Source organism: Cupriavidus sp. OTU4054, from assembly GCF_038440175.1.
In the GTDB taxonomy this organism is placed as follows: domain Bacteria; phylum Pseudomonadota; class Gammaproteobacteria; order Burkholderiales; family Burkholderiaceae; genus Cupriavidus; species Cupriavidus pauculus_D.
On sequence record NZ_JASATF010000011.1, the window covers coordinates 154,989 to 178,867 of the forward strand.

The 23,879-nt window shown below is 59.8% G+C and carries 17 protein-coding genes and 3 pseudogenes; 12 read left to right on the forward strand and 8 right to left on the reverse strand.

What is annotated here, in order from left to right:
• From AAHB16_RS15305 to AAHB16_RS15325, 5 genes are all read right to left on the reverse strand, one after another.
• Entirely contained in the window at positions 1-495 is a 495-nt protein-coding gene (locus AAHB16_RS15305; protein ID WP_342051355.1) for a tetratricopeptide repeat protein, read from the reverse strand.
• Positions 496-583: 88 nt separating this feature from the next.
• The gene (locus AAHB16_RS15310; RefSeq protein WP_342051356.1) at positions 584-1,726 is read right to left on the reverse strand and encodes a hypothetical protein; all 1,143 of its coding nucleotides are present in this window, start codon (positions 1,724-1,726) and stop codon (positions 584-586) included.
• Between the two features lie 20 nt (positions 1,727-1,746).
• Positions 1,747-2,067: a hypothetical protein gene (locus AAHB16_RS15315; RefSeq protein ID WP_342051357.1), complete on the reverse strand. Its 321-nt coding sequence runs from the start codon at positions 2,065-2,067 to the stop codon at positions 1,747-1,749.
• 33 nt (positions 2,068-2,100) lie between these two features.
• Positions 2,101-2,985, reverse strand: coding sequence for a 3'-5' exonuclease (locus tag AAHB16_RS15320; RefSeq protein ID WP_342051358.1), 885 nt, complete (start codon positions 2,983-2,985; stop codon positions 2,101-2,103).
• Positions 2,986-3,135: 150 nt separating this feature from the next.
• Positions 3,136-3,468: a hypothetical protein gene (locus AAHB16_RS15325; RefSeq protein WP_342051359.1), complete on the reverse strand. Its 333-nt coding sequence runs from the start codon at positions 3,466-3,468 to the stop codon at positions 3,136-3,138.
• Between the two features lie 3,477 nt (positions 3,469-6,945).
• On the opposite strand from AAHB16_RS15325, the gene AAHB16_RS15330 reads away from it, so the two are divergent.
• The 11 genes and pseudogenes from AAHB16_RS15330 to tnpC all read left to right on the forward strand — a co-directional run bounded on the left by AAHB16_RS15330 (position 6,946) and on the right by tnpC (position 20,007).
• The gene (locus AAHB16_RS15330; protein ID WP_342051360.1) at positions 6,946-7,170 is read left to right on the forward strand and encodes a DUF2188 domain-containing protein; all 225 of its coding nucleotides are present in this window, start codon (positions 6,946-6,948) and stop codon (positions 7,168-7,170) included.
• 124 nt (positions 7,171-7,294) lie between these two features.
• On the forward strand, positions 7,295-8,194 hold the full coding sequence (gene ku / locus AAHB16_RS15335; protein ID WP_342051361.1) for a non-homologous end joining protein Ku: 900 nt from the start codon (positions 7,295-7,297) through the stop codon (positions 8,192-8,194).
• Positions 8,191-8,979, forward strand: coding sequence for a tetratricopeptide repeat protein (locus AAHB16_RS15340; protein ID WP_342051362.1), 789 nt, complete (start codon positions 8,191-8,193; stop codon positions 8,977-8,979). The genes ku and AAHB16_RS15340 overlap by 4 nt, the downstream gene beginning before the upstream one ends.
• Positions 8,980-8,985: 6 nt before the next feature.
• Positions 8,986-11,307: a DNA ligase D gene (gene ligD / locus AAHB16_RS15345; protein WP_342051363.1), complete on the forward strand. Its 2,322-nt coding sequence runs from the start codon at positions 8,986-8,988 to the stop codon at positions 11,305-11,307.
• Positions 11,308-11,656: 349 nt separating this feature from the next.
• Positions 11,657-12,528, forward strand: a pseudogene (locus AAHB16_RS15350) (transposase); the annotation flags it as partial.
• Between the two features lie 309 nt (positions 12,529-12,837).
• Positions 12,838-15,246, forward strand: coding sequence for a hybrid sensor histidine kinase/response regulator (locus AAHB16_RS15355; RefSeq protein WP_342051364.1), 2,409 nt, complete (start codon positions 12,838-12,840; stop codon positions 15,244-15,246).
• 377 nt (positions 15,247-15,623) lie between these two features.
• Positions 15,624-16,814: pseudogene (locus AAHB16_RS15360) on the forward strand (OB-fold nucleic acid binding domain-containing protein); the annotation flags it as partial.
• A 954-nt stretch (positions 16,815-17,768) separates the two neighbouring features.
• Positions 17,769-17,984, forward strand: a complete 216-nt coding sequence (locus tag AAHB16_RS15365) for a transposase (protein WP_342051365.1) — start codon at positions 17,769-17,771, stop codon at positions 17,982-17,984.
• Between the two features lie 138 nt (positions 17,985-18,122).
• The gene (gene tnpB, locus AAHB16_RS15370; RefSeq protein WP_446718097.1) at positions 18,123-18,386 is read left to right on the forward strand and encodes an IS66 family insertion sequence element accessory protein TnpB; all 264 of its coding nucleotides are present in this window, start codon (positions 18,123-18,125) and stop codon (positions 18,384-18,386) included.
• On the forward strand, positions 18,311-18,469 hold the full coding sequence (tnpB, locus tag AAHB16_RS32760) for an IS66 family insertion sequence element accessory protein TnpB (protein ID WP_446718098.1): 159 nt from the start codon (positions 18,311-18,313) through the stop codon (positions 18,467-18,469). The genes tnpB (AAHB16_RS15370) and tnpB (AAHB16_RS32760) overlap by 76 nt, the downstream gene beginning before the upstream one ends.
• 30 nt (positions 18,470-18,499) lie before the next feature.
• Positions 18,500-20,007: pseudogene (gene tnpC, locus AAHB16_RS15375) on the forward strand (IS66 family transposase).
• 1,011 nt (positions 20,008-21,018) lie between these two features.
• Here tnpC and AAHB16_RS15380 read toward each other — a convergent pair.
• The 3 genes from AAHB16_RS15380 to AAHB16_RS15390 all read right to left on the reverse strand — a co-directional run bounded on the left by AAHB16_RS15380 (position 21,019) and on the right by AAHB16_RS15390 (position 22,903).
• Positions 21,019-21,573, reverse strand: a complete 555-nt coding sequence (locus AAHB16_RS15380) for a nuclear transport factor 2 family protein (protein WP_342051366.1) — start codon at positions 21,571-21,573, stop codon at positions 21,019-21,021.
• A 71-nt stretch (positions 21,574-21,644) separates the two neighbouring features.
• Positions 21,645-22,112, reverse strand: a complete 468-nt coding sequence (locus AAHB16_RS15385) for a MarR family winged helix-turn-helix transcriptional regulator (protein WP_342051367.1) — start codon at positions 22,110-22,112, stop codon at positions 21,645-21,647.
• Positions 22,113-22,141: 29 nt separating this feature from the next.
• Positions 22,142-22,903, reverse strand: a complete 762-nt coding sequence (locus AAHB16_RS15390; protein WP_342051368.1) for an alpha/beta fold hydrolase — start codon at positions 22,901-22,903, stop codon at positions 22,142-22,144.
• Between the two features lie 81 nt (positions 22,904-22,984).
• On the opposite strand from AAHB16_RS15390, the gene AAHB16_RS15395 reads away from it, so the two are divergent.
• Positions 22,985-23,878, forward strand: coding sequence for an alpha/beta hydrolase (locus AAHB16_RS15395; RefSeq protein WP_342051369.1), 894 nt, complete (start codon positions 22,985-22,987; stop codon positions 23,876-23,878).
• Position 23,879 lies beyond the last annotated feature (1 nt).

Below are 23,879 nucleotides of genomic sequence, written 5' to 3' on the forward strand. Positions count from 1 at the left end.
CTAGTTGCTCGACGGCTGATTTTGGAGTTGCTGGAGCGCTTGCGTGAACGAGGCCGGCGGACTATATCCAGCCTGTGTAGCCTGGTCATACCAGTACTTGGCCTGTTGGATATTGTTGTTGCGGGTATAGAGCAACCCGAGATTGCACATAGCCTGGGCGTTGCCGGCGGCGGCCGCTTTGCTGTACCACTGAGCGGCAGCGTTCAAGTCTGGGCCCAGCGCACCCCCAACGTCATACAGCGTGCCGAGGTTGAGCATCGCCTCGGCAATCCCGCTGGCCGCCGCCTTCTCGTACCAATAGCCCGCCTCGGCCGGATCCAGATTCACGCCGACCCCGCGCTGGTACATGAGCGCGAGGTTAAACTGCGCCTCCGGGTATCCATTCGTGGCGAGCCGCAAATACTGGCGGTACGCGGTGTTGTAGTCTCCCTGCTTCACCGCATTATTCGCGGCCGCGAAGATACTCGATGCCGATTCGTTGACGTTCTGCGCCATGGCACCGGTGCAGGCGAGTGCGAGAGCCGCGCCGGTGAGCAAGGCCGCCCAGTGTTTGCTGGCGCGGCCTTGCCTGACCAACGCCGAGTCAACCACCCTCGCGCTCCCGGTATTGCACGCCACTGTCGCCCTGGCCGTATCCGTTCTGCCGGAGGTCTTGAGTGGCTTTTTCAAGTGTGCTGCCTCCGTAGCGCTTCTGATGGTCCTGCTGGGCTCGCTGAGCGTTCTGATAAATGCGGCCCGCGGAATCCACCATGCGGGATAGCTGATCGACCTGGCGCGTGCCGTTTGCCGAGCCGACGGCCTGGCCCTGCTGGTATATCGAGACGCCATCTCGCGCCAAGCCCGACAGATCCCGCGCGGTCGCGTTCATGTCACGATTGCCGGAGGCATTTGCCACGGACTGCGCTAGCCCGATGGCCGATCGCGCGATATCCACGAAGTTCGCGCCGACCTTTCGTGCTTGAACATTGTTGGGCGTTGTCGGCGCGGTCATGTTCGCCGACAGCAGTTGATGGATGGACCGCGAATAGGCCCACCCGTAGTTCAGCTCTCGCACTGCCTCGGCGACGCCCTGCGGCCCTTCGGTGCGCAGTTGCGCCACGCCCGCCTTCCAGTTGCCAGGATCACGCAAGTAGGCCGCGAGCCCCAGAACCGGGGAATAGTCCTCCTTCCACGCGTCGGCCACGATCTCCTGCACTGCCTTGTCGGCGTCTGCTAGCGAGCGCGTCGGGCCGTCGCCAGCATTGACGGCTTGTGCAAACCCGGCCAGTACTTCAGTAGGCGACAGCCCTTCCAGCGAGGGATGGGAGCGAATGAGCACCTTGTATGGCTCGGTATTCGCCCGAACCAGTTTGGCGGCAGCGCGCATCATCTCCATGGTGCCGGGCATACGCTCCTGCAACCGTTCGCTTCGGATCTCGATCGCGTTCGTTCCCGAGACACCATGCTTCCCGTAGGTCGCGGCATACATCCCCGCCAACGCCAATGTTGCCCCGGAGATGGCCAACACCGGCAATGCTCGTTTAAGCCAGCCGACAAGCTTGTCCTTTTCGTCGCCATTCGGCCCCCGCACAATGGCCTGACTCGGGCGTGTCAGGCCGCCCAGCCCCACTTTCGCACCGCTGGTACTCGAGAACCGCGCCACGAACGCTTGCGCCCTCGGGCTGAGGTTTGCCAGTTGCGGCGGGACGTCAACGTCGGGCGAATCAAACAGATCAGGTGTGGTCATCGTTCGCTCTCGGTGGTGAATTAGGCGGCGGTCGATGCCAACGTCGTGCGCGTAAGGACAAAGTCTCCGACCAGCGCATTCGTGTCGGTATCGCCCAGCATTACCAGCAAGCCCTCCTGGGATGCGATTGCGGCGAGCACCTCCTTCGAAACCGGATCGGCCGGCGTACCAAGACGTTCCAAAGCGCCGTCCGCGCTCTTCCACGTGATCGCGGTTTCCGAGACATCGATCAGGACGGGTTCACCGCGACCTTCCCGCGCAGTGATTGCAACAGCAACCTGGTCGTCCCGCTGCAATTCGATGTACACCAGGGCCGTCACGTGTTCGTTCGTCGTTTGCATGATCTCTCCTTCAGAATATGGATAGTCGGCCGCTCACTGGCGCGGTCGTGGTGAGAAGCTAAAGCGTGAAAATGCGGTGCCTTGAGCGGGCAGGTCAGGCTGAAGGACTCCGGTCGGCACCACACTCACAACCCGCTCCACCGGTTGGCCATCATCCGCGTTGGGCCATGGCCAAGTCCGGCCGCCCTCGCGATAGGCGCGTTCGAGATACGGATCAACGTCGGGCTGGCGGAAGTACCAGTCCCAATAGCTTTGAGGCACCTCGGAAATCGGAGTCCCCTGGTGCTTGCCGAACGGCATGAGCTCCGGGACTCGGGCAATCTCACTGATTTCCCAGAGATCGTCGAAAGACCAGTCTCCCTCGGGATGAAGTGCGCCGCGCCGCTGCAGTTCCTGGATGATCCGGTTGGCAATGCGGAGGTTGATTCCGACGTCGACGGCGGCGTCATGCGCACGCATCGACAAGCTCTTGGCCACCTCCGGCATGAGGAAATAGAGAAGCGCTGATTGCGTGTGGCTGTCGCACTCCGGCCACAGGCGCTGCGCCAGAGCGAGGGTATCGATACCCTTGATCTCGCCGTAGCCCTCCCCCGGTGCCGCGGCGTCAATAACGCCGATGTCGTAGTCGATCTTGTGGCCGATAAGATACGAGACTGTTCCCGGCAGGCGGAAGGTCGAGGCTGGCGGGCAGTGCGCAACTTCCTCATTCGTGATGTGGTGCGTTGCCATGGCCCCGTACTCGATCGCTTTACCGGGGTTGAAGCGGTGCGCCGCGATACCCGGAGCACGAGCATTGCCGACGAGTTGGGTTGCGAGCTCCGCAATGCTGCCTGGATATGGCATTGGGATCCAGGCGGCCTCAACGAGGCCAGGGCTCTTCTTCCCGGTGGTCTCGGTGTCGAATATCAGCGCATTCATACGCGATCTAAAGTATGTTCAGTTCCACGAACGCGGGCGGGAAGGCTCGTAGTGCTCGAATTCGACATCATGATTAACCTTTATATCCCGGAGCAGTGCGGTACTACGCAATTTGATTGCGGAGATTGATCCCACGACAAACCCCGCTGCTTAAGCTCGACGACTGCGCGGCAGGTTCATCGATTGCCTGGTGTCTTCGACGAAGAATCGGATCACCTTCGTGAAGTCCACAACAAGTGCCTGAGGCAGCGTACGCTGACCGATTGGCATGTTGTTCTCTTCGATCATTTCCAGGACTACCAAGCCGTAGCTGTTCGTAATCTGGGCGAGCTTGTTGACGGACTGTCGCTGAGCCTCATCCAACTGAGAAGCGGCGATTGTGGTCAGGCCGCGCAGCACCTCGCCGAGCTGGGTCCAGAGGTCGCGGAGGTCGGTTTCCGCCGCGGCGGCACGAAGCGATGCCGAGATATCGATTTTTGTCACGGCCATCATCAACCCCGCGGACGATTGTGAGCTTGCACTTCGCTCTGGTCCTCTGCCACAGCTGTACCAACTCCATGGCGCCGCTTCCACGCGGAGAAGTACTCCGACGCGACCTCTACGGGCATCGACAGTAGGGCCGGGCCGCTGCTCTCGCGTAGATCGTGACTATCGGATGAGGTTTCGATTGCCCTCAACGACGCCCGGACTGCGAACGTCATACCGCCGGTTCCGAGCGGCGAGGGTACATTAAGATCCGGGTGCCAATCCTTCACGGCTTCGGGCGTCAGCCCGTTCCGAACGATGGCGGCCGCAAGAAGCTGACTCGTGCGTTGTATGACCGGGAGGGAGGTCGACATGAGAGATCCAGTGGGTCGGCAAGATCACGAATCCTACCATTTTTTGTTTTACCCTAAAAACGCGAAATAGCTTAGATCTCGGTCCTTGCGCATTTCATACCTTACGGATGGCCGACAGTACCTCGACGCACCCTGTACCCCGTTTGCGTTAATCCGTCAGGATGGATTGACAGTTAGCGGTCAACCAGCCTTGAATGTTAGGCGACGAACGGAATAGATGCGCAAGCGTTAGCGGACGATTGTTGCGAAAGTTGACCCAACCGCCCTCTACCGAGGGGTGCCAGACATCCGCAAAAGTCGAGGAACTCCGAGTGTAATCATCGCACTCCAGAATTTCGCGACAGGTACAAGGAAAGAAATAAGGGGGGTAGGAATGCGCAATCTTACGGTTCTCGCCGCGGCTTTGGTCGCGCTCGTCGGTTGCAGCCCGGTGAACAAGGGGTTTGTGATGCGAGAGTGGACGAGCATCTGAAGACAGTAGCCTTCCCAGGCTTTCTTCGTGCGACGGCAACGGGAGTAGAGGCCGCAGCCTTGGTGCCCGTTGAAGGAATCCCCGTGGGATTTGCCGGCCAGCTCAATGACGTCAAATCGGCCTCGGTGACGGTCGCGGCCGCGGAGTCCGCGAGCGTTCCGTGGATTGAGCTCGATAAGCTTCTGTTCCGAGACGATCAGCTTGTTGTGACCGCCAACGGCGAGACGTCTTCGACTGCTGCTGTCACGCTAGCTCGGCTACAGAGAGCCGCCGGACGGACCGCGGGTGCCCCTATCGAAGTGACGGTCATTTCCGAGGTCTTCTACGCCCGATCTTTCGACGTGACTATGCACGTCGGGCGAGATGCAGCCTTAGCTGCAAAAGCCAGCTTGCCGGGAGGCGGAGCGATTTCGGGCGGAACTGGAGTTCAGGGACCCAGCGTTGCAGATGCCATCGCACCGGCCGCTGTGGCTCCTGCTATCCCGCCGGCGGCAATTGCTGCCGCGAGCGCACCAGCGGCTAAGCCTTCCACTGCAGAGGAAGCCGCGGCCGCGGCTGAGGCCCAGCTTGCCTCAAACCTAAGCAATGCATCCGCTCGCGTACCCACGGCCCCTGGCGTTTCAATCGGTTGGACCGCCACAGCTACTGGCGACATAGGGCTGCGCCGGATCTATGAGAAGCCAATTGCTATCGGGTATCGCGGTGTCACGTATCGAGTCAATCCGCAGACTGGTAGCCGCGATCAAAGCTCCCCCGGGCCTCTACGAACCCAGACCCCTGCGGTACAGCCGGCCGCCGGCGGCCAAGCGCTCGAGGGTGTAGGAGGCATCGGGCAAGGAATGGTACCGAGTCCGGCCGGCGCAAAATGACGAACTCGAACGTACCAGGCGCCGCAGCATTCATAGTCGCAATCTGCTGGCCGGCATGGGCACACGCGGATCCGTCTATCCCGTATCCACTCTGCCCAGGAATGTGGGATCAGGCTGCAGCACCCGTGGCCCAGAGCTTCAAAGGTGGCGCACCCGCGGCGACGTTGCTTGCTCAACTTGGGGGCGGGGGAAGCATCGGAGCAAGACCGGACACGACCCAGCCTCCAAAGAGCTTGCCTCGCGATTTGAAGAACCTCCGAAAGCATCCAGATCTTGACGTCCGTAACAGCGTGCAAGAGTTGCAGGCGAACATGAAGAGGATTCGCACTCCCGAGCAACAAACGCAAGCTGAGGCCGCATTCGCTGCGCTTCGGTATCAAGCGTCCATTGGGCGCACTCCCCCAATCGAATTAGCGGAGCAGGTCAAGGTAACGTCCGCAAAGACACAACTGGCGAGCATGGCAGGCGTGGTGGATCCACGTACCGTTGAGGGCTACGTCGGCGCCCGCCCTGACACGATCCCAACCAAAGACTTGCTGCGACGAACGGGCGAGCTGGAGTTCCAAGTGTTCTCCTTGCAGGTCGCCGCGCTATCAAAGCTCCGTGGCGACGAGGTGAAGATGGTAGGTGTCGGCGAAGGTGGAAGGCCTGGCGGCTTGAACGCCGTGCCAGCAGGCCGGCAAGTTGCATGGGGACAAACCGAGAAAGGCGAACTCTGCCTGCGTCCTACACAGCCCCCCCGACTATAAGCTTGACCCGGCGACGAATCGAAACAAGAGAGTGTGGGATCCCACCGGCTTTCGTGACGTAGGAATGCTACTCTGGAGGGAGAAGAGCCAGGCCGGACAGCCGGGCGACTCAAAGCTCTGCAGCTTCGTGCGCCTCAGTGCAAATTTCGCTGCAACTGCTGCGCACTGCGTTATCAGCAGTCGTGCAGGGGAGCCAATTCGCCAATGGCCGTTTGGTACGAAGAATGTCGAAGCAATTGCCTTGTTGCCGAAGCTGGATGGGAGCAAGCCGTCGCCAGTGGATTGCTACGATAAGCCCGACAGTTGTGGCTATTTTGTATTGTCGCTGAAGGCGACTGCCATTCTTCCCGACGCTATCTCTTGGCCCTCAAACTCGGTTGTGCCCGCGCCGGATCTCGCACTGTTGTCACTTCCCTTTGTCGGCGCTCCGTCAGTGAAGTCGGCAATCAGTCGGACTGCCGTTACCGACAGGATCACGCTAGCAGGCTACGGGAGAACTGACGCCAAGTTCAACGCCTTCGAGAGTGGGACCTTGCTCGTTGGGTGGCAGACAAAGCCGCCATCCCTAGATTCTGGCGAGTTAGTCTGGTCGGTAGATATCCGCAATGGGGAGGCAACCGGATGCAACGGTGACTCCGGAGGAGCCGTCTTCGATGGCGACCTCTCGGGTTTGCCATCCGAACAGCCAGTGTTGGCGGGCGTCATCTCTTGGGCGCAAGACCCAAAAGCCGCCGTTCAGAATGCCATCGATAAGTGCACTTCTGCTCCTACTGGCCACGCAGTCCGGCTGGACTCTCACTACGCTTGGCTGTGCAAGAAATCAAACAACGCCATCCGCGGTTGTACCGCGCAATAGAAGCCGCAAGGATTTTCATTGCACTGACGCTCCGTTGATCTTAAGTACAGCCTCATGCCGGAGCTAGGGCAGGATGAGTGACGAAAGCTGTCGCCTCCCGCGTAGGACGCGTTCCGATAGCCGCAAGCTGCGGCATAACGAACACTTACTTCCGTCAACCCACTCGGAGACGATCATGGCTACGAAGGACATTCATGTGGTGCCTGCTGGTGAAGATGGCTGGGCGGTTGAAGCAGTGGGTGGCGGGAAGCGCACCCTATTCCCGACCCAAGAGGAGGCAATCAGCGCCGGTACTGAGCGTGCTAAGCAGGACAGGGTTGAGCTACTGATCCACGGCCGGGATGGTCAGATCCGGGAACGCAATTCGTTTGGCCACGACCCACGCAACGTTAAGGGCTAACGCCCGTCATCAGCGCGAGCCGCACGTCGGCGCGCGCTGATGCATTAATCCGACGACGTCCTACGCCGGCCCCCTTTTGTATCGCCTACGCTCCTGATACGCCCCGCTCTTTCAGGAGTGCCAGATGGCCGCGCGCTCTATCGCCTCGTTGTCGATCAGCTTCGGGCTGGTCTCGATCCCCGTAAAGGTCTTTTCCGCCACAGAAAGTAAAGCGGCCATCGGCTTCAACCTTCTCCACAAGGGATGCGGGTCGCGTCTGCGGCAACAGTACATCTGCCAACGCGAGGGCGTGGTCGTGGATCGCGCCGACATGGTGAAGGGGTACGAGTTTGAGAAGGACAAATACGTGATCTTTGAGCCCGACGAGCTGAAGGCACTTGAGGAAGCTGCCCAGCACACGATTGACATCGTCGCCTTCATGCCGCTCGCAGCTATAGACCCCATCTACTACGACAAGGCGTACTACCTTGGTCCAGACAAACGTGGAGGCAAGCCTTACAGCCTGCTCACGGAGGCTCTGCGCTCCAGCGGCAAATGCGCGCTCGCAAAATGGAACTGGAAAGGCAAACAGTACATGGTGCAGATACGCGTCGGGGAAGATGGGTTGATCCTCCAGCAGCTTTTGTACGCTGACGAGGTCCGATCGATGGCGGATCTCCATGTCGAGACCGTCGATGTGTCCTCTGCCGAGCTCTCACTCGCGGAACAGCTGATCGAGCAAAATTCGGTCGATGGGTACGATCCTACCGAATACACCGACGAAGAGAAGCAGCGCATCCTGGCGCAAATCGACAAGAAGATCGCAGGTCAAGATATAACGGTGGCACCCGAAACGGCGGGCGCCGCCTCCGGCGCCGAAGTCATCGATCTGATGGACGCACTTCGCAAGAGCATCGGAACCAAAAAGGCTACCGCCCCTGCGAAGGCTCCCGAGAAAGAAGCGAAGGCGCCGGCACGACGCGGTGCAAAGCGCGCAGAGCCTGCCGCGTCGGCCCCCGCAAAGAAGTCAAGGAAACAGGCATGACCCGCTCTCACACACTTCGGGAAGTCCTGGATATTGTCGCTCTCCCGCGCGCTGCCGTTATGGGCCTGGTTGCTGCCGGCGTTGTCGCCCCTTCGCGAGGCAGCCACGGCGAATACCGGTTTGGCTTCCGGGATCTGGTTGTGCTTCGCACCGCTGCAGCACTGCGTCGCTCCAATGTATCGGCTGGCCGTGTGAAGGAGTCCCTACTGCGTACCAAGGCGCTGGAGTCCGACGCGGCATCTGCGTCCTTGTGCGCGGAAGGTCGTCATGTGGTCGCCCGGGCTGATAGGCGCGAATGGCAAGCCGAAACCGGTCAAATGCGGTTCCAGCTATCCGAGCCCGCCCACGTCGGCGAGGTGGTGTCTCACGGCCGCATCGATGCCTACCGGCACTACGAGGCCGGTCGTCTTCATGAGCGGCATGCCCGCAATGCAGAGGCCGAGAAGGCGTATCGACAGGCGCTGAAGCTTGATCCCACTCTGCATGCCGCCTGGGTAGATCTGAGCGCCCTGCTCTGCGATCGCGGCGACTGTGGGGAAGCATTGCGAGTGCTTGCCGAGGCTCGCATACGGTTCCCCGAGAGCACCGCCCTTCTGTTCAATCAGGCACTCGCGTTCGAGGACGTAGGTGACTGCATCGGTGCGCAGCGCGCTTATCAGGACTGCATCGGCCTGGACCCTCTGAACGCGGACGCGCATTTCAATCTCGGCCGTCTCTATGACTGCGCCGGGCGAACGCAGGAGGCCCTCCGTCACTACAACCAGTACCGGATGATCACTAGCTGACTGCCAATGGCATCGCGCACGCGTTCCCTCGAGCGCTACGATGCGAAGCGGGATTTCACCGCGACGCCAGAGCCGTCCGGGCGCACCCGTCGCTCGCGAAAGGCAGAGAAAGCGCTTTCCTTCGTGATTCAAAAGCACTGGGCCCATGGCGCCGGTTCCGTGATCGTCTGGGACCGCGGCACGTGGACACCAGTGGGTGATCCGCGCGACGGGTTGGCGAAGGGGAAAATTCTGTTTGACCTTCACGGCCACAAGCTTGCAGGTCGCTGGGAACTGGTTCGTATTGCCAAGCCTGGAGACCGCTCCGAGCAATGGATACTTTTCAAGAAGCGAGACGCGTGGGCCCGACCGCTGGCAGAGTTCGACGTCCTGACGGCGATGCCAGACAGCGTTTCTGCGGCACCGGAGCCCGATGTCGAACCTGAACCGTCTGGCGACAGTCACCAGCAGAGCGTTTCCGTTGAAAACGCACCAGGCGCAAACCTGCCTGCCACGCTCGCGCCCCAGCTGGCCACCCTGTCGCCCACCGTGCCGATTGGCACTGACTGGATCATCGAGACGAAGTTCGATGGCTATCGGCTGCTCGCGCGTATCGAAAAGGGAGACGTAAGACTATTCACCAGAAACGGCCATGACTGGACAAGCAAGCTTCGGACGCTTGCGCAACAGCTCGCACAGCTGGATGTCGATGAAGCATGGCTCGACGGCGAGATCGTCGTCCTGCGCGACGACCTTCCCGACTTCAACGCATTGCAGAACGCAATCTCGGCCCGCCGTAACGACGAGATCGTCTACTTCCTGTTCGATATCCCGTTCTGGAACGGCCGCGATCTGCGAGGCCTTCGCCTTGACACTCGCCGCGCGCACCTGGCGTCGCTGTTGGAGGATAGTCCTGACCGCCTGCGCTTCAGCGATGCCTTCGATGCGCCTGCGCCCCAGCTCTTCAAGGCCGCCTGCGATCTGAAGCTGGAGGGCCTGATGTTCAAGCGTGCGGATGCCGCCTACTCGTCGACGCGCACCGCGACGTGGCTCAAAGCGAAATGCAAGCTGCGGCAGGAGTTTGTGGTCGGGGGCTATTCCGAGCGCAGCGGCGCCGGCAGTGAGGTCGGGAAACTGTACCTCGGCGTCTATGAGGGACAGAAGCTTCGTTATGTCGGTGGGGTCGGCACCGGCTGGGACAGCGCGACGGCGGCTGACCTGCGCCGGCAACTTGGCGCTCATGTGATCGACGATATGCCCTTCGATGTCTACACGAAAGCTAAGCGTTGGGGCCGCGGCAGCGACGGCCCCGTGCACTGGGTCAAGCCAAAAATGGTAGTCGAGGTGGAATTCTCCGAATGGACGCCGGAGGGTCACGTGCGACATGCATCCTTCAAAGGGGTGCGGACCGATATCGCTGCATCCACGGTGCGGCAGGAAGCCGTGCAGACCGTTGTGGCGCCGCAGGGCGTGACCAGCGTGAAGGTGACCAACCCCGAGCGGGTCATCGACCCAAGCACAGGCATCACCAAGCTCGAGCTCGTGCGCTATTACGAAAGCATTGCGGATCGTATGCTGCCCCATCTGAAGATGAGGCCGTTGTCGCTCGTGAGGGCGCCCGACGGCGTTACCAAGACGACCTTCTTCCAGAAGCATGCTGATACGGCGATGCCTGGCCTGACCGAGCTCGACCCGAACCTGTTGCCGGGCCATTCCGCCTTGCTGGCCGCGAACTCGACCGACGCCATCGTCGCAGCAGCGCAGATGAACGTCATCGAGTTTCACACGTGGAACTCAATGGCGAAGAAGATCGACATTCCCGACCGGTTCATCTTGGACCTGGACCCCGGCGAAGGCTTGCCGTGGATGCGCATGCAAGAGGCTGCGCTGCTAGTGAGAACGCTGCTCGATGAGCTTGGCCTGCAATCGTGGCTCAAGACGAGCGGGGGAAAGGGTCTGCACGTCGTCGTGCCGCTGTCCGGCCGCCGGACTTATGACATGGTGAAGAGCTTTTCGCGCGCCGTTGTCCAGCATCTTGCCACCACACTGCCGGATCGATTCACGGCACGGTCGGGCCCAGCAAATCGCGTTGGAAAAATCTTCGTGGACTACCTGCGCAACGGTCATGCGCAGACCACGGCAGCCGCCTTTTCGGCTCGGTCACGGCCTGGGCTCGGCGTGTCGATGCCGATCACGTGGGACGAACTGTCAGAGGTGCAGAGTGGCGCTGCATGGACAATCCGTACAGCGCGGGAGTATTTAAGCTTTCAGTCCGAGGATCCATGGAAAGACTATTGGTCCGCCCGGCAGACGCTGATGATACCCTTGAAGAAACTCGGCATCTCTTAGTCTCGCTCCCCCAGCGCTGCATTACGTCGTTCAAGCGCCGGGCGGCGAGAAAAGGCAGAATCGGATCGCTCCCCGCCGGTCATGCAGCACCATATCAAGCCGCTCCTGCACCGCGAGCGCTGCACCTTGAGCGAAAGCGAAGTCCTCAGTAAGAGAGAGTGTCCGCTAGCCCTCCGCAGTCTGTATGACCCAGCGGCCGCCTGATCGCAAAAAGTGAATGCTTTTCCTCATGCCGTTCTCCGAAGTATGGCTGATCAAACGAGCCGTCAGAGAGGTCTGTGGAGCAGCCCCCTGAATCACCGGACACAGTCACCCACTTACAATAGCGGGTAGGCATACGACTGTGTTTATGACTAAAACAAGGCAGAAATTGGTAGAAGTGTTGACGGGGCCGGAGCGCCGGCGGCGGTGGTCGCCTGAGGAGAGGCTTGCGTTGGTGCGCGAGTGCTGCGAGCCAGGCAAAACGGTATCGATGGTTGCGCGTCAGCATGGCGTCAATCCCAATCAGCTCTTCCAATGGCGGAAGCTGTATCCGGAAGGCAGTCTGTCCGCGGTCAGCGCTGGCGAGGAAGTGGTTCCTGCTTCCGAACTGGGCGACGCGCTCAAGCAAACTCGAGAACTCCAGCGGCTGCTGGGTAAAAAGACCATGGAGAACGAAATTCCGCGAGGCCGTGGAGGTAATGAAGCCGCAATAATGGATTGCGCGCTCATCCTCTTTGCCCGGGGACGACCTGTGAAGCGGGTCTGCGAAGTTCTCGGTGTAGCGCGCTCGAATGTGGCAGAGAAGCTGGCTCGTCCTGATGACTGGCAGGATGGTCGCGCCGCCAAAAGAACCGACGACGCAGGGTTGGTTGAAGAGATCCGCGATGCGTGGCACATCTTCCCAGTTTCGGCTATCGGCGTGTGTGGGGTGTATTGCGCCGGGAACGCGAGCGCCATGGCGAGCCGCCCTTGAACGTGAAGCGTGTCTCCCGGGTCATGCGCGTACACGGACTGATGCTGCAGCGCAGGCCGATTCCACCAAGGCCTCGACGGCGACACGACGGCAAGGTCGCTGTTAACAAGACGAATCAGCGTTCGTGTTCCGACGGCTTCGAGTTCCGCTGCGACAACGGTGAGCCACTACGCGTGACGTTTGCCCTGGACTGCTGCGACCGTGAGGCGCCGAGCTGGGCGGCGACCACCGGTGGGCATAGTGGAGACGTAGTCCGCGACGTTATGCAGGAAGAGGGGGGGCAGGCCAGGGGAGGCCATGCCCCTCCTCCAGCACGGTTGACCTCGTCGCTTCCTCCAGAATATCCCGGTGCCTAGGTTTATCGGGTAGTCATCGTACCGAGACTGCCGCGCACTTTCATCGTTCAAACGGGTGATTAGAGCGTAAGCCGCAACGTACGGCATAATCAGTATCTGACGATGGTGGTAGAAGATGCTCCAGGCGAGTCGGCCATCTTCATGACGTCATTTCACGCCGGCCTTGGCCATGTAGCTTGCGCATGTTTCGCCACATTCCTCCAACTAAGGTTTACGAGCATGCAAGACGGCACCCCTTCAAACGAGGATTTGTACAGGGAATGGCCCAAACTGTGGGTCGAGACTACCGAAGACTGTTGCGTCTTTGCGCTGTCAACCAGCGGGATCGTGTTGACCTGGAATCCCGCAGGCGAGCGGATCCACGGCTATCGTTCGGAAGAAATATTGGGCGAACCGCTGTCACGTTTTTACTGCGATCGGGACAAAGCCTTGGGGCTGCCTGACGCGGCGCTGCGCGAAGCGACCCGATGCGGGAGATCTGTCTCTGAGGGATGGCAAGTGCGCAAGGACGGCACATCGTTCTGGGCGAGCACAGTGCTGACCTTGCTTCAGGACGAGGGCGGACTACATGTCGGCTTTGGCATGTTTGTCAAAGACGAGACCGAAAAACGAGCGGCGCACGAGGCAGTGCTCGCAAGTGAGCGGAGTTTCCGCCTTCTCGTGCAAGGCGTCAAAGACTATGCGATTTTTATGCTGACGCCGGACGGTCGAGTGGCGAGTTGGAACTCCGGCGCGCGGCGAATCAAGGGCTACGCCGAGAGCGAGATCGTTGGCTCGCATTTCTCCCGCTTCTATACCCCTGAAGATCTGGAGAATGGTGTACCACACCGCGGACTGGAAACCGCTCGGCGGGAGGGCCGCTTCGAGGCCGAGGGATGGCGTGTCCGGCAGGACGGAAGCCGTTTCTGGGCGCACGTGGTCATAGACGCAATTCACGATGGTGATCAACTTGTAGGGTTCGCAAAAATTACGCGGGATATCACCGAACGCCGACGGGCCGCTGAACTTCTTGCTGAGACGCAGCGTGCGCTGTACCAAGCGCAGAAGATGGAAGCGTTAGGGAAGCTGACGGGCGGTGTCGCCCACGACTTCAACAATGTGCTTCAGGTCCTTAGAGGTAACCTCGAGCTGCTTCAGAGCCGTCACGGCGGCGACACCTGGAGCGGAGAGCGCCTAGGTAAGGCCATCGATGCTGTCGATCGTGGGGCGAAACTAGCGTCTCAACTTCTCGCGTTCGGTCGTCAGCAGCCGCTTGACCCCGTCATCATCAACCCAGCCAAGCAACTGCGCGCTTTGGACGACATGCTTCGGCGAGCCTTAGGTGAAGCTATCGAGATTGAATGCGTCGTTGCTGGAGGCCTTTGGAACACCATTGTCGATCCAAACCAGTTGGAAAACGTGATATTGAATCTGGCGATCAACGCCCGGGACGCTATGCCGGGCGGCGGTAAGCTCACGCTCGAGCTGGCCAACGCCACGCTTGACGATGAGTATGTCTCGACGGTACCTGAACTTGAGGCGGGGCAATACGTGGTGCTTGCGGTTTCAGACACCGGCAGCGGAATGAGCGCGGAGGTGATGGAGAAAGCGTTCGACCCGTTCTTCAGCACTAAGGCTGAGGGTCAGGGGACCGGCCTTGGGCTGAGCATGGCATATGGATTCGCTAAACAGAGCGGTGGTCATATCAAGCTATATAGCGAGATTGGCCACGGTACGACTGTTCGGCTCTATCTACCTCGCTCCATGGGGGCAGCAGTCGAACCGACAAGCAGACAGAATCCAATTCTCCAACGTGGCAGCGAAACCGTACTGGTGGTGGAGGACGATCAGGAAGTGCAATCCACTGTCGTCGAAATGCTGACCGCTCTGGGGTATGCGGTACTCAAAGCCGATGATGCCGAAAAGGCTCTTGCTGTGATATCCAGCGGCGTTCATATTGATCTTCTTTTTACCGATGTGGTCATGCCTGGCCGCTTGCGCAGCCCCGAGATGGCGAAGAGAGCGACGCAGATGCTGCCGGGGCTAAAAGTTCTATTCACCTCTGGATACACTCAAAACGCGATTGTCCACGGCGGACGCCTAGACTCGGGAGTGCATCTTCTCAGCAAGCCATACACCCGAGAGCAGCTCTCCGCGAAGGTCCGTCAGGTCCTGGGAAATGGCGCGCGTATAGCTAATACTGCCGCGCCGGCCGAATCCAGTAATGCGGGACGAAAGACCCGGACTGAAGCGTTATGCGTCCTTGCGGTGGACGACGACCCCGCCTCATTGGAGGCGCTGTGTGAACTTCTTCTGCTTGAAGGTGTAAAGGTCCTGCGCGCTCGCAGTGGGGAAGCAGCTTTAGACGTGCTACGGACTGGCGCGATCGACGTCCTAATGACCGACGTCGTTATGCCTGACATGACCGGCATCGACGTTGCCCGAAGCGCCTTGAGCCTTCATCCGAACCTCAAGGTCGTACTCGTTTCGGGAAATCGGTGGACGAGCGAGGATGCGGCTGTACAAGGGGCCACAACGTTGAGCAAGCCGTACTCTATCGCGCAGTTGAGAGAAGCGCTGCAATCGGTCGGCGCGAACTTTCCCCCGTCGCCATCGGACTCGACGGTGAAAGTCCAAAAGAACGAATGAGGGTCGACGTCAGGCGCCGGACGGGCTCAGTCGCGATGCAGGTCAAAACGCGCGCACGATTCGATGCGAATCTAATGCGCACCACTGACGCCTCCGAAGTTCCTCCAGGATCTCAGAAGGCGAGATGCCGACCATTGGCGTGTCGGGCGCAAGGACAGCGATAGCTTCATGTTCCGGCTGACCGAGCCACTGCCGGACGTCTAGAGGGCATTCCATAAGACTACGATCGGCGGGCAAGAACAGCGCACGGTCGCGATTTCGAAGGAGTCGGATGTTCATGGCAGGACTCGAAATCCGTTTACGGACGTAGAGGCTCAGTCATTGCCGCTACTATGGAAATCTAACATAGTCCTCACCGTACTGCGGTGAATCACTCACAGGGCGGCATGGTGCATCCCTACCTGCGCCGCCGGCAGGGCAAGGAACCAGTAAGCTATCCCAGTCCGGAAATGGAGGTAGCCCTGTCTCGGACGCTCGGCGTGCCGATCTTTCAGGAGCAGGTCATGCAGGTCGCGATGCTGGCCGCGGGCTTCTCCGCCGGCGAAGCGGACCAGCTGCGCCGTGCGATGGCCGCGTGGAAGCGCAAAGGCGGGCTAGAGCGCTATTACGACCGCATCGTGAGCGGCATGCTCGAGCGCGGCTACGAGCGAGACTTCGCTGAATCCATCTTTCAGCAGATTCAGGGGTTCGGCGAGTATGGCTTCCCGGAGAGCCACGCGGCGAGCTTCGCCCTGCTCGTCTACGCCAGCGCCTGGCTCAAATGCCATGGACCGGCGGCTTTTCTCTGCGCGCTTCTCAACAGCCAGCCGATGGGCTTCTATAGTCCCTCTCAACTCGTGCAGGATGCAAAGCGGCATGGCGTCATCGTGTTGCCGGCCGACGTTGCTGTGAGTGGCTGGGATTCGTCGCTTGAGCCTGGCGATAACGGCCCGCGCATGCGGCGTCCGCCACTTCGACAGCGTGACGGATCTCGCGCGCCGGGCATCGCTGGACCGGCACGACATGCAGGTCCTAGCCGCCGGCGACGCCCTTCGGACGCTGGCGGGCAATCGACGGCAGGCCCTGTGGCAGGCGTCCGCCGCGGTGCCGGACAAGGACTTGCTCAAAGTTGCCGATCTACCCGAGGAGCAGCCAGCGCTGGCCCACCCGAGCGAAGGCGAAACGATCCTGGGCGACTATCGCTCGATGGGGCTGACGTTGCATCGGCATCCCCTCGCCCTCCTGCGTCGGCAGCTGGCCAGCAAGCGGTTCGAGACCGCTGCCACGCTGGCAGGCTACGCGAATCGGCAGCTCGCCCGCGGCGCGGGCATTGTTACGGTGCGCCAACGTCCCGGTACAGCGAAGGGAGTCCTGTTCCTGACGATAGAGGACGAGCCGGCAACGTGAACGTCATCGTATGGCCATCGGTGCTCGAGAAGTTCCGCAAGGAGATCCTTAACGCTTCGCTGCTCGGCATCTACGGCCAGTGGCAGGCCGACGGCGAAGTCCGCCATCTCGTTGCTCAGTATGCGGTAGACCTGTCGCCGATGCTGGGCGTGTTAGACACGCGCAGCCGGGACTTCTGCTGACCGTGATGACGAGCGGCAGGTTTCTGAAAGGCGCACATCGCGGGCCGATGATCCCTTCGTCCGTATCAGATTCTTTGCAGGCAACACGCCAATTAGCACAGCGTAGTCGCCATTGGATCGTAGGTGTTCCGTTCTACTTCTCGGACCACGTGAAGTTCCTCGTTGAACGCTTCGACGACAGCGCGTTAACGCTGCGTGCGTTCGGCACACCTATGTATCCGTTTATTGTGTGAGACAAACTGCAACGCAAGCGCTTCTGTCATGAAAGGACCGTGGAGCGCCACCAGTGTGCGAACTCAACACTGGAGTCAGGTAAAACTTTCCGCGGATCGCGCAGCTGAGCATCAAGCAAGGTTTGCCCGAAGAAAGAAAGCTCGGCTCGATGCTCTACCTGACACGTGCGTGGCACTATCCCGTCTATCCGGTCCGAATAGCGATGAGGTGGGTCGCCGTTGAAAGGCATTCCGTATTGAGTTTTACGGTTCCTGTATGAATCAACTTTTTTATGCGCCACAGCGGGACAGTTTCAACGACGCTCCGTCCGTCGGGTGAAAGCAATTCACCGTAAAGCGGTGATTGATCGAAAATCGATCGAACGATCCGAAACTCCGAACCTTCAAGCAACTGCCGAACGATCCGTCTTTGTAAGAGTGACATTGGCATTTGGCAGGGCGAAGAGTACGTCTGACCGAGGCCGGTCAGCGATGAATATCATGATGTAATTTTCTTTTCGTTGACACCACAATGACCCGAGCGGCTTCTCAATCGAACCCCTCGTAGTGCGGGTGGCAGACGTAAATCGCACGAGATTGGCGGACGAGTTTTGCGCACCGTCTTGGCCCGGCCTGTTCGTAACGGCCCGGCGAGTACCGTCTTTCGCAATTGAGACCGGGTAGGCAAGCTCTGGTGTCTTAGCGGGCCGCATAGGCGTCCGCTTAATCCAGGCGGACACCTATGAAGACACTGCCCGATCCCGCTTCGGAGAGTCGCATCCAGCGGCGCCGGTTCTCCGAAGCGTTCAAGCGCGATATCGTCGCGCAGTGCATGCAGCCCAATGCGTCTGTGTCGGCGATTGCGCTGGCCAATGGCCTCAATACGAATCAGTCTTCAAGTGGCGCCGCATGGCTCTCCATGGCGAGCGAGAGTTTTCGTCCACGATGCTGCCGGTGACCGTCGAGGACATCTCGTCGTTCCTGCGTTGCGGCACGATGGCGCCGTGGAGATCCCACTCGAACGAGGCACGATCCGCCTCACCGGTCCCGTCGACGTTGCTTTATTGAATGCATTGATGGCGTCGCTAACAGCATGATGGGATTGCCTGCCGGAACGCGGGTGTGGTTCGCTGCGAGGATCACCGATATGCGCTGCGGCTTCAATGGCCTGGCTGCGAAGGCGCACACCACGCTGTCTGAGGACCCGTACAGCGGTCACGTCTTTGTCTTCCGCGGTCGGCGCGGCGACCTCATCAAGGTGCTGTGGTGGAGCGGTGACGGTCTCTGTCTGCTGGCCAAGCGTCTGGGGCGAGGGGCCGCTTCGTCTGGCCCCAGGCTGACAGCGGCAAGGTCCACCTAACGCCGGCACAACTCTCGATGCTGCTCGATGGCATCGACTGGCGCAAGCCAGAACGGATCTGGCGCCCGACACTAGCCTTGTAAACTGCTGCGCCGCTTCCTACACTGCGGGACATGCAAACCGATTCCGCCACGCTTCCCGATGACATCGCCACACTCAAGGCGATGATCGTCGCGCGTGACAGCGCACTACGCGACCATGCGATCGAGATCGAACACCTCAAGCTACTGATTGCCAAGCTCAAGCGCCATCAGTTCGGTCACCGGTCCGAGAAGCTGGACCCGCACATCGAGCAACTCGAACTCAAGCTCGAAGAACTGCAGACCGATGGAGGCGTCGTTGCGGCAAATGCACCTCGCTCGCGCACGGCCCATGGCAACGGCGGACGCAACCCGCTACCCGCGCACCTGGAAAGCGAAGACGTCATTCACTCGCCGACGGAGACCACGTGCTGCGATTGTGGCGGCACCTTCGAAGTCCTCGGCGGAGACGGCTCCGAGCAGCTCGAACTTGTCCCCGCACGGTTACGTGTCATCCGACATCGGCGCGTGAAGCTTGCTTGCACGGGCTGCGATCGCATCGTGCAATCACCGGCACCCAGCCGTCCCATCGATCGAGGTATCCCCGGCCCGGGCTTGCTGGCCAACGTGCTGGTCTCGAAGTTCTGCGACCACCAGCCGCTGTATCGTCAGCGCGTTCGCTGGGAACTTCACGGGGGGCGACCTGCCAGAATCCACGCTGGGTGACTGGGTCGGTGGCTGCTCGGCGTTGCTCAGCCCGCTGGTCGCAGCAGTGGAGCGTTACGTGATGGGTGGCAACAAGGTGCACGGCGACGATACGCCGATTCCGGTGCTGGCGCCGGGCAATGGCAAGACAAAGACGGCACGGCTGTGGACCTACGTGCGTGACGATCGACCATCGGGCAACGCCGCGCCGCCTGCAGTGTGGTTCGCCTACTCGCCCGATCGTAAGGGTGAACATCCAAAGCACCATATGCGATCCTTCGGCGGGGCCTTGCAAGCCGATGCGTATGCTGGCTTCAACGCGGTCTATGAAACTGGCCGAGTGCAAGCTCGCGTGCTGGGCGCACGCAAGACGCAAGTTTTACGAGCTGCATGCGGTGCGCCCCAATACCGTCACCGAACAGGCGCTGGCGCGCATTGGCGAACTCTATGACATCGAGCGCGAGATCCGAGGACAGCCGCCAGACCAGCGCCAAGAGATCCGGCAGCGCGAGGCTGTACCGCGACTAACAGCGCTCAAGGCTTGGCTGGAAGAGACGTTGGCCAAGCTCTCCCGCAAGTCCGACACCACGGCGGCCATCCTCTACACGCTCAAGCGGTAGGAGGCATTCGTGCGCTATGCCGGCGATGGACGACTGGAAATAGACAACAACAGCGCCGAACGCGCGCTGCGCGCCGTCGCATTGGGTCGCAAGAATTACCTCTTCGCAGGCGCGGACAGTGGCGGCGAACGGGCTGCGGCGATGTACACGCTCATCGGCACCGCCAAGCTCAATGACCTCAGCCCCGAGGCGTACCTGCGCCATGTGCTGGGTCGCATTGCCAATCATCCGATCAATCGGATCGACGATCTGTTGCTATGGGCCGTGGCGCTTTAACTCGCCTCTGCCGCCTCGCGACCCTACACGGCCATACCTAGATTGTCCAGGCGAGGCGCTAAGGGCGCTGCAGGCCGCGCAACAGCTCTTGCACAATGAGGCGGCGGTGCTTACGCCCTGTTTCCTGAATGGCTCTAATGAGACGTAGAAGCCTGAGCGCTTCATCGTCCGCGAAACCCGCCGCACGTAGTGTACGAATCACGCGAATCTGATTGCGGATACGCAGGCGTCCCTCCGCCATATGACGGTCAGCAAGACTCAAATGGGCCCGTTCTGTATCAAGCCGCAACATGGTGACAACTCTAGAGCCAGTAGCAATGACATCTGAAAAGAATAGGACTCGCCGCGCCTTGATGGGATTTGGACATTGCCAATCATCCGATCAATCGGATCGACGATCTGTTGCTATGGGCCGTGGCGCTTTAACTCGCCTCTGCCGCCTCGCGACCCTACACGGCCATACCTAGATTGTCCAGGCGAGGCGCTAAGGGCGCTGCAGGCCGCGCAACAGCTCTTGCACAATGAGGCGGCGGTGCTTACGCCCTGTTTCCTGAATGGCTCTAATGAGACGTAGAAGCCTGAGCGCTTCATCGTCCGCGAAACCCGCCGCACGTAGTGTACGAATCACGCGAATCTGATTGCGGATACGCAGGCGTCCCTCCGCCATATGACGGTCAGCAAGACTCAAATGGGCCCGTTCTGTATCAAGCCGCAACATGGTGACAACTCTAGAGCCAGTAGCAATGACATCTGAAAAGAATAGGACTCGCCGCGCCTTGATGGGATTTGGAGAGTGTCAACGACGGTTCCCACTTTGCTTGGACAAAGATACTTTGGCAAGGCCTCTCCATCCGGTGGACGCGCGTCAAGCGCCACGCCGCCCGCTACCCCACCCGCCAGATCCAGCACCCTGGAAAGAACAAGCGCCCGAAACGCATGATGTCTCTCAATCCTTCTGGAATTTGGCGCACTGGAGAGTGGTGCCGGGATGAAGAGGTCTCGCTAGAGGGTTTATACCCCGTCGAGAATGATCTTGGGGTACTTACGAGGTTGCCGCCCCTCGAGCACATCCCGTCCCCGGGCCGTATCTGCATAGATTCGGCCATAGACAATCTTCCCGTTCTTCACACGGAAAAGAAAAAGATGCTCATTCTCCATCGAGAAACCCGCCTTGGTTTTCGCTCGGGCGACCACCGGAACGATGACATAGTCGCCGGCCTGCAGGACCTCTCGCGCGTCGTAGTTAAAGTACTCGTATTCCTTGTACACGTGTGCCCAGAATGCCTGGAACTCCTTTTTCCCCTTGTAGGTGCCGCCATACGGGAGCGAGTCCGAGAACTCGAACACGACGTTGTCATCCAACACAGCAATGAGATCCGACTTGTCGTTCTTGTCAAAGCCAGTGAAAGCCTTTTTGCAGGCAGCCAGCACATCTTGCGGCACGTTTGTCGTCATACTTGTACTCTCATCAGGTTTGCTATTGCCCACCCCAGATGCTTGGGTCGCTTGGCAGCCGCACAGGGCCAGAGTGGCTGCGGCCGCAAGTACGGTAATGATCTGATTCATCTTCAACATCTCCTCCGTATACGCGCATATGCGCGTTTTTGAATTGCGCAAGCCATCGCTTGCGCCTAAATCTATGCGTTCTCAGCCCATGGATCGAACCCCGTCTCGAGAACTGAACGAGCTGCCTGCCGCAATGATCCTGCCCGCTTGTGCCCATAGGCAGTTTCAAACTGCTCCTGGACCCTTTCCCAAATCGGGAACGCTTCACGGTACCGCTTGCGACCCGCGACCGTGATGCGAACGATCTTGGTTCTACGGTCGTCCACCGCCGGAGAAATTGTCAGCAGACCGTCTCGTTCCATGGGCTTGAGATTCGTTGCGAGTGTGGTGCGGTCCATTGCCATCACTGAAGCCAAACCTCCAATCGCAATTCCGTCATCTTTCGCGAGCTTATAAAGTATCGAGAACTGCGTAGCTCGCAGCCCAACGTCGCTCAGTGCTTTGTCGTAACATGCAGTGAGGTAGCGGGAGGCCTGTCGCAGCGCGAGACAGTTGCACCGGGCGTCAATATTCTCAAGGGTAAGAGTACTGCTTGCCATGATGGTATTGGGAGGGGACGTGTAAGGGTTCAGTTAGTGTACCCGAGCCGTGTCAAGAATCTGAAGATCTCCGCAGCGCAGGATTCAGCCTGTTCCAAGTGCGGCCAGTGCCCCGACTTGAGTATCATGCTCAAATGGGCTGCAGGAAAGCGCGTCTCGCGGATTTGTCGGACCATATCAGGCGCAATCACAGGATCCTCCTCGGCGCCAATGATGAGCGTCGGATGCTCATATGCACTGGGTTTAGCTCCGCGCGGGTGCCCGCTTGTGAATGCATCGTAGTAGCCCTGAACCGCCGCCTTTCCCATGATCACCTCAGGATCGGTAAGATCACGGATCTGCTCCGCCGTCATGTTTTTCGCGAACGATCGGCGAATCTCTTGCTGAGCATGTACGTTATCTCCAGCCTCTCTCAGCACTGCCCTCACCGTATCCGGCAACTTATTGCCGCCCAACGGAGTCGGTGTAATGAGGACTAGGCCCGTCACCTTCTTGGGTAGCTCAGACGCCGCAAGTTCGGCAATTTGTGCTCCCATGCTGTGCCCAATCAGCACAACGTCGCCAGCGATTTTGTAGACAACCCCAAGCACGTCCGCTGTCGCTTGGAAAAGCGTGTACGCCCCATCACTGTGGCGAAGTTGGCCAGCGCCGCGAAGATCCACTGACGTGCAGGAATATCCCGCTTTCGTCAGTTGACTACCTAGCGCGTCCCATCCCCGGGCGTTGTCCAAGAATCCATGAACAAGTACTACGTGAGGCATCGCCACCACTTGGGGCACATTTGTTGCCATGTCGTCTCCCTCCTTGCAAGCTTTTGTTCCACCGCATATTATGCGCATATGCTCATGCTGTCTAGATAGGGAGAAGCTGTAATGCACCACCGCCGCGACGTTGAGATTCAGGGCGAACAGGATGTCATCCTGCGTGCCTGGCTATATGTTCCTCAACAGGCTTCCCACAAGTTTCCGGCAATCTCGATGTGTCATGGATTCGCTGGGATTCGTCAGCACGCGTTGACTCGCTTTGCCGAGTACTTTGCCGAGGCAGGATTTGTGGTCCTGCTGCATGATCACCGTGGCTTTGGCGCAAGTGATGGAGCCCCCCGGCATGACATCGATCCGTGGTTGCAGGTCGCGGACTGGCGTCGCGCGATTTCATTTCTTGAGCGGCAACCCGAAGTCGATAAGGGCAGGATTGGCGTTTGGGGGACGAGCTACAGCGGTGGACATGCGCTCGTGTTGGGTGCTACTGATCCGCGAGTCAGGTGCGTAGTATCACAAGTGCCAACCATTTCTGGATTCGAGCAAACAAAACGTCGTGTTTCGCCGGATGCGATGCCTTCGTTTCTAGCTCGCCTCACCGACGACCTGCGTCGCGTGCATCAGGGCGAATCGCCTCTGATGCAGGCCGTGGTATCGAGCGATCCAAGCATCCCTGCGGCATACAGAGCCAGCGATGCCATCGCCTTCTACTTGATGGATGTCGGCGATGGAGAATGGGAAAACCAAGTCACCGTGCGCTCTAGCTTTGCTGCGTCCCAGTACGAGCCCGGCTTGTATGTCGACCGCATCTCCCCTAAGCCGCTCATGATGCTTGTCGCCACCCACGACACTATTACGCTGACGGATCTCGAGCTGAAGGCGTACGAGCGAGCTTTAGAGCCCAAGAGGCTGGTACTGGTACCAGGCGGGCATTTTGCACCCTACACAAGCGAGTTCTCGCTTGCCTCGTCAGCCGCGGCCGAATGGTTCCGCGAACACCTTTAAC

What these genes read in the sequence shown, in the direction of transcription:
- AAHB16_RS15305 (WP_342051355.1), bottom strand. Translation starts at nt 495, where the DNA reads ATGGCGCAGAACGTCAACGAATCGGCATCGAGTATCTTCGCGGCCGCG.
- AAHB16_RS15310 (WP_342051356.1), bottom strand. Translation starts at nt 1,726, where the DNA reads ATGACCACACCTGATCTGTTTGATTCGCCCGACGTTGACGTCCCGCCG.
- AAHB16_RS15315 (WP_342051357.1), bottom strand. Translation starts at nt 2,067, where the DNA reads ATGCAAACGACGAACGAACACGTGACGGCCCTGGTGTACATCGAATTG.
- AAHB16_RS15320 (WP_342051358.1), bottom strand. Translation starts at nt 2,985, where the DNA reads ATGAATGCGCTGATATTCGACACCGAGACCACCGGGAAGAAGAGCCCT.
- AAHB16_RS15330 (WP_342051360.1), top strand. Translation starts at nt 6,946, where the DNA reads ATGGCTACGAAGGACATTCATGTGGTGCCTGCTGGTGAAGATGGCTGG.
- ku (WP_342051361.1), top strand. Translation starts at nt 7,295, where the DNA reads ATGGCCGCGCGCTCTATCGCCTCGTTGTCGATCAGCTTCGGGCTGGTC.
- AAHB16_RS15340 (WP_342051362.1), top strand. Translation starts at nt 8,191, where the DNA reads ATGACCCGCTCTCACACACTTCGGGAAGTCCTGGATATTGTCGCTCTC.
- ligD (WP_342051363.1), top strand. Translation starts at nt 8,986, where the DNA reads ATGGCATCGCGCACGCGTTCCCTCGAGCGCTACGATGCGAAGCGGGAT.
- AAHB16_RS15355 (WP_342051364.1), top strand. Translation starts at nt 12,838, where the DNA reads ATGCAAGACGGCACCCCTTCAAACGAGGATTTGTACAGGGAATGGCCC.
- AAHB16_RS15365 (WP_342051365.1), top strand. Translation starts at nt 17,769, where the DNA reads ATGAAGACACTGCCCGATCCCGCTTCGGAGAGTCGCATCCAGCGGCGC.
- tnpB (WP_446718097.1), top strand. Translation starts at nt 18,123, where the DNA reads ATGGGATTGCCTGCCGGAACGCGGGTGTGGTTCGCTGCGAGGATCACC.
- AAHB16_RS15380 (WP_342051366.1), bottom strand. Translation starts at nt 21,573, where the DNA reads ATGAATCAGATCATTACCGTACTTGCGGCCGCAGCCACTCTGGCCCTG.
- AAHB16_RS15385 (WP_342051367.1), bottom strand. Translation starts at nt 22,112, where the DNA reads ATGGCAAGCAGTACTCTTACCCTTGAGAATATTGACGCCCGGTGCAAC.
- AAHB16_RS15390 (WP_342051368.1), bottom strand. Translation starts at nt 22,903, where the DNA reads ATGGCAACAAATGTGCCCCAAGTGGTGGCGATGCCTCACGTAGTACTT.
- AAHB16_RS15395 (WP_342051369.1), top strand. Translation starts at nt 22,985, where the DNA reads ATGCACCACCGCCGCGACGTTGAGATTCAGGGCGAACAGGATGTCATC.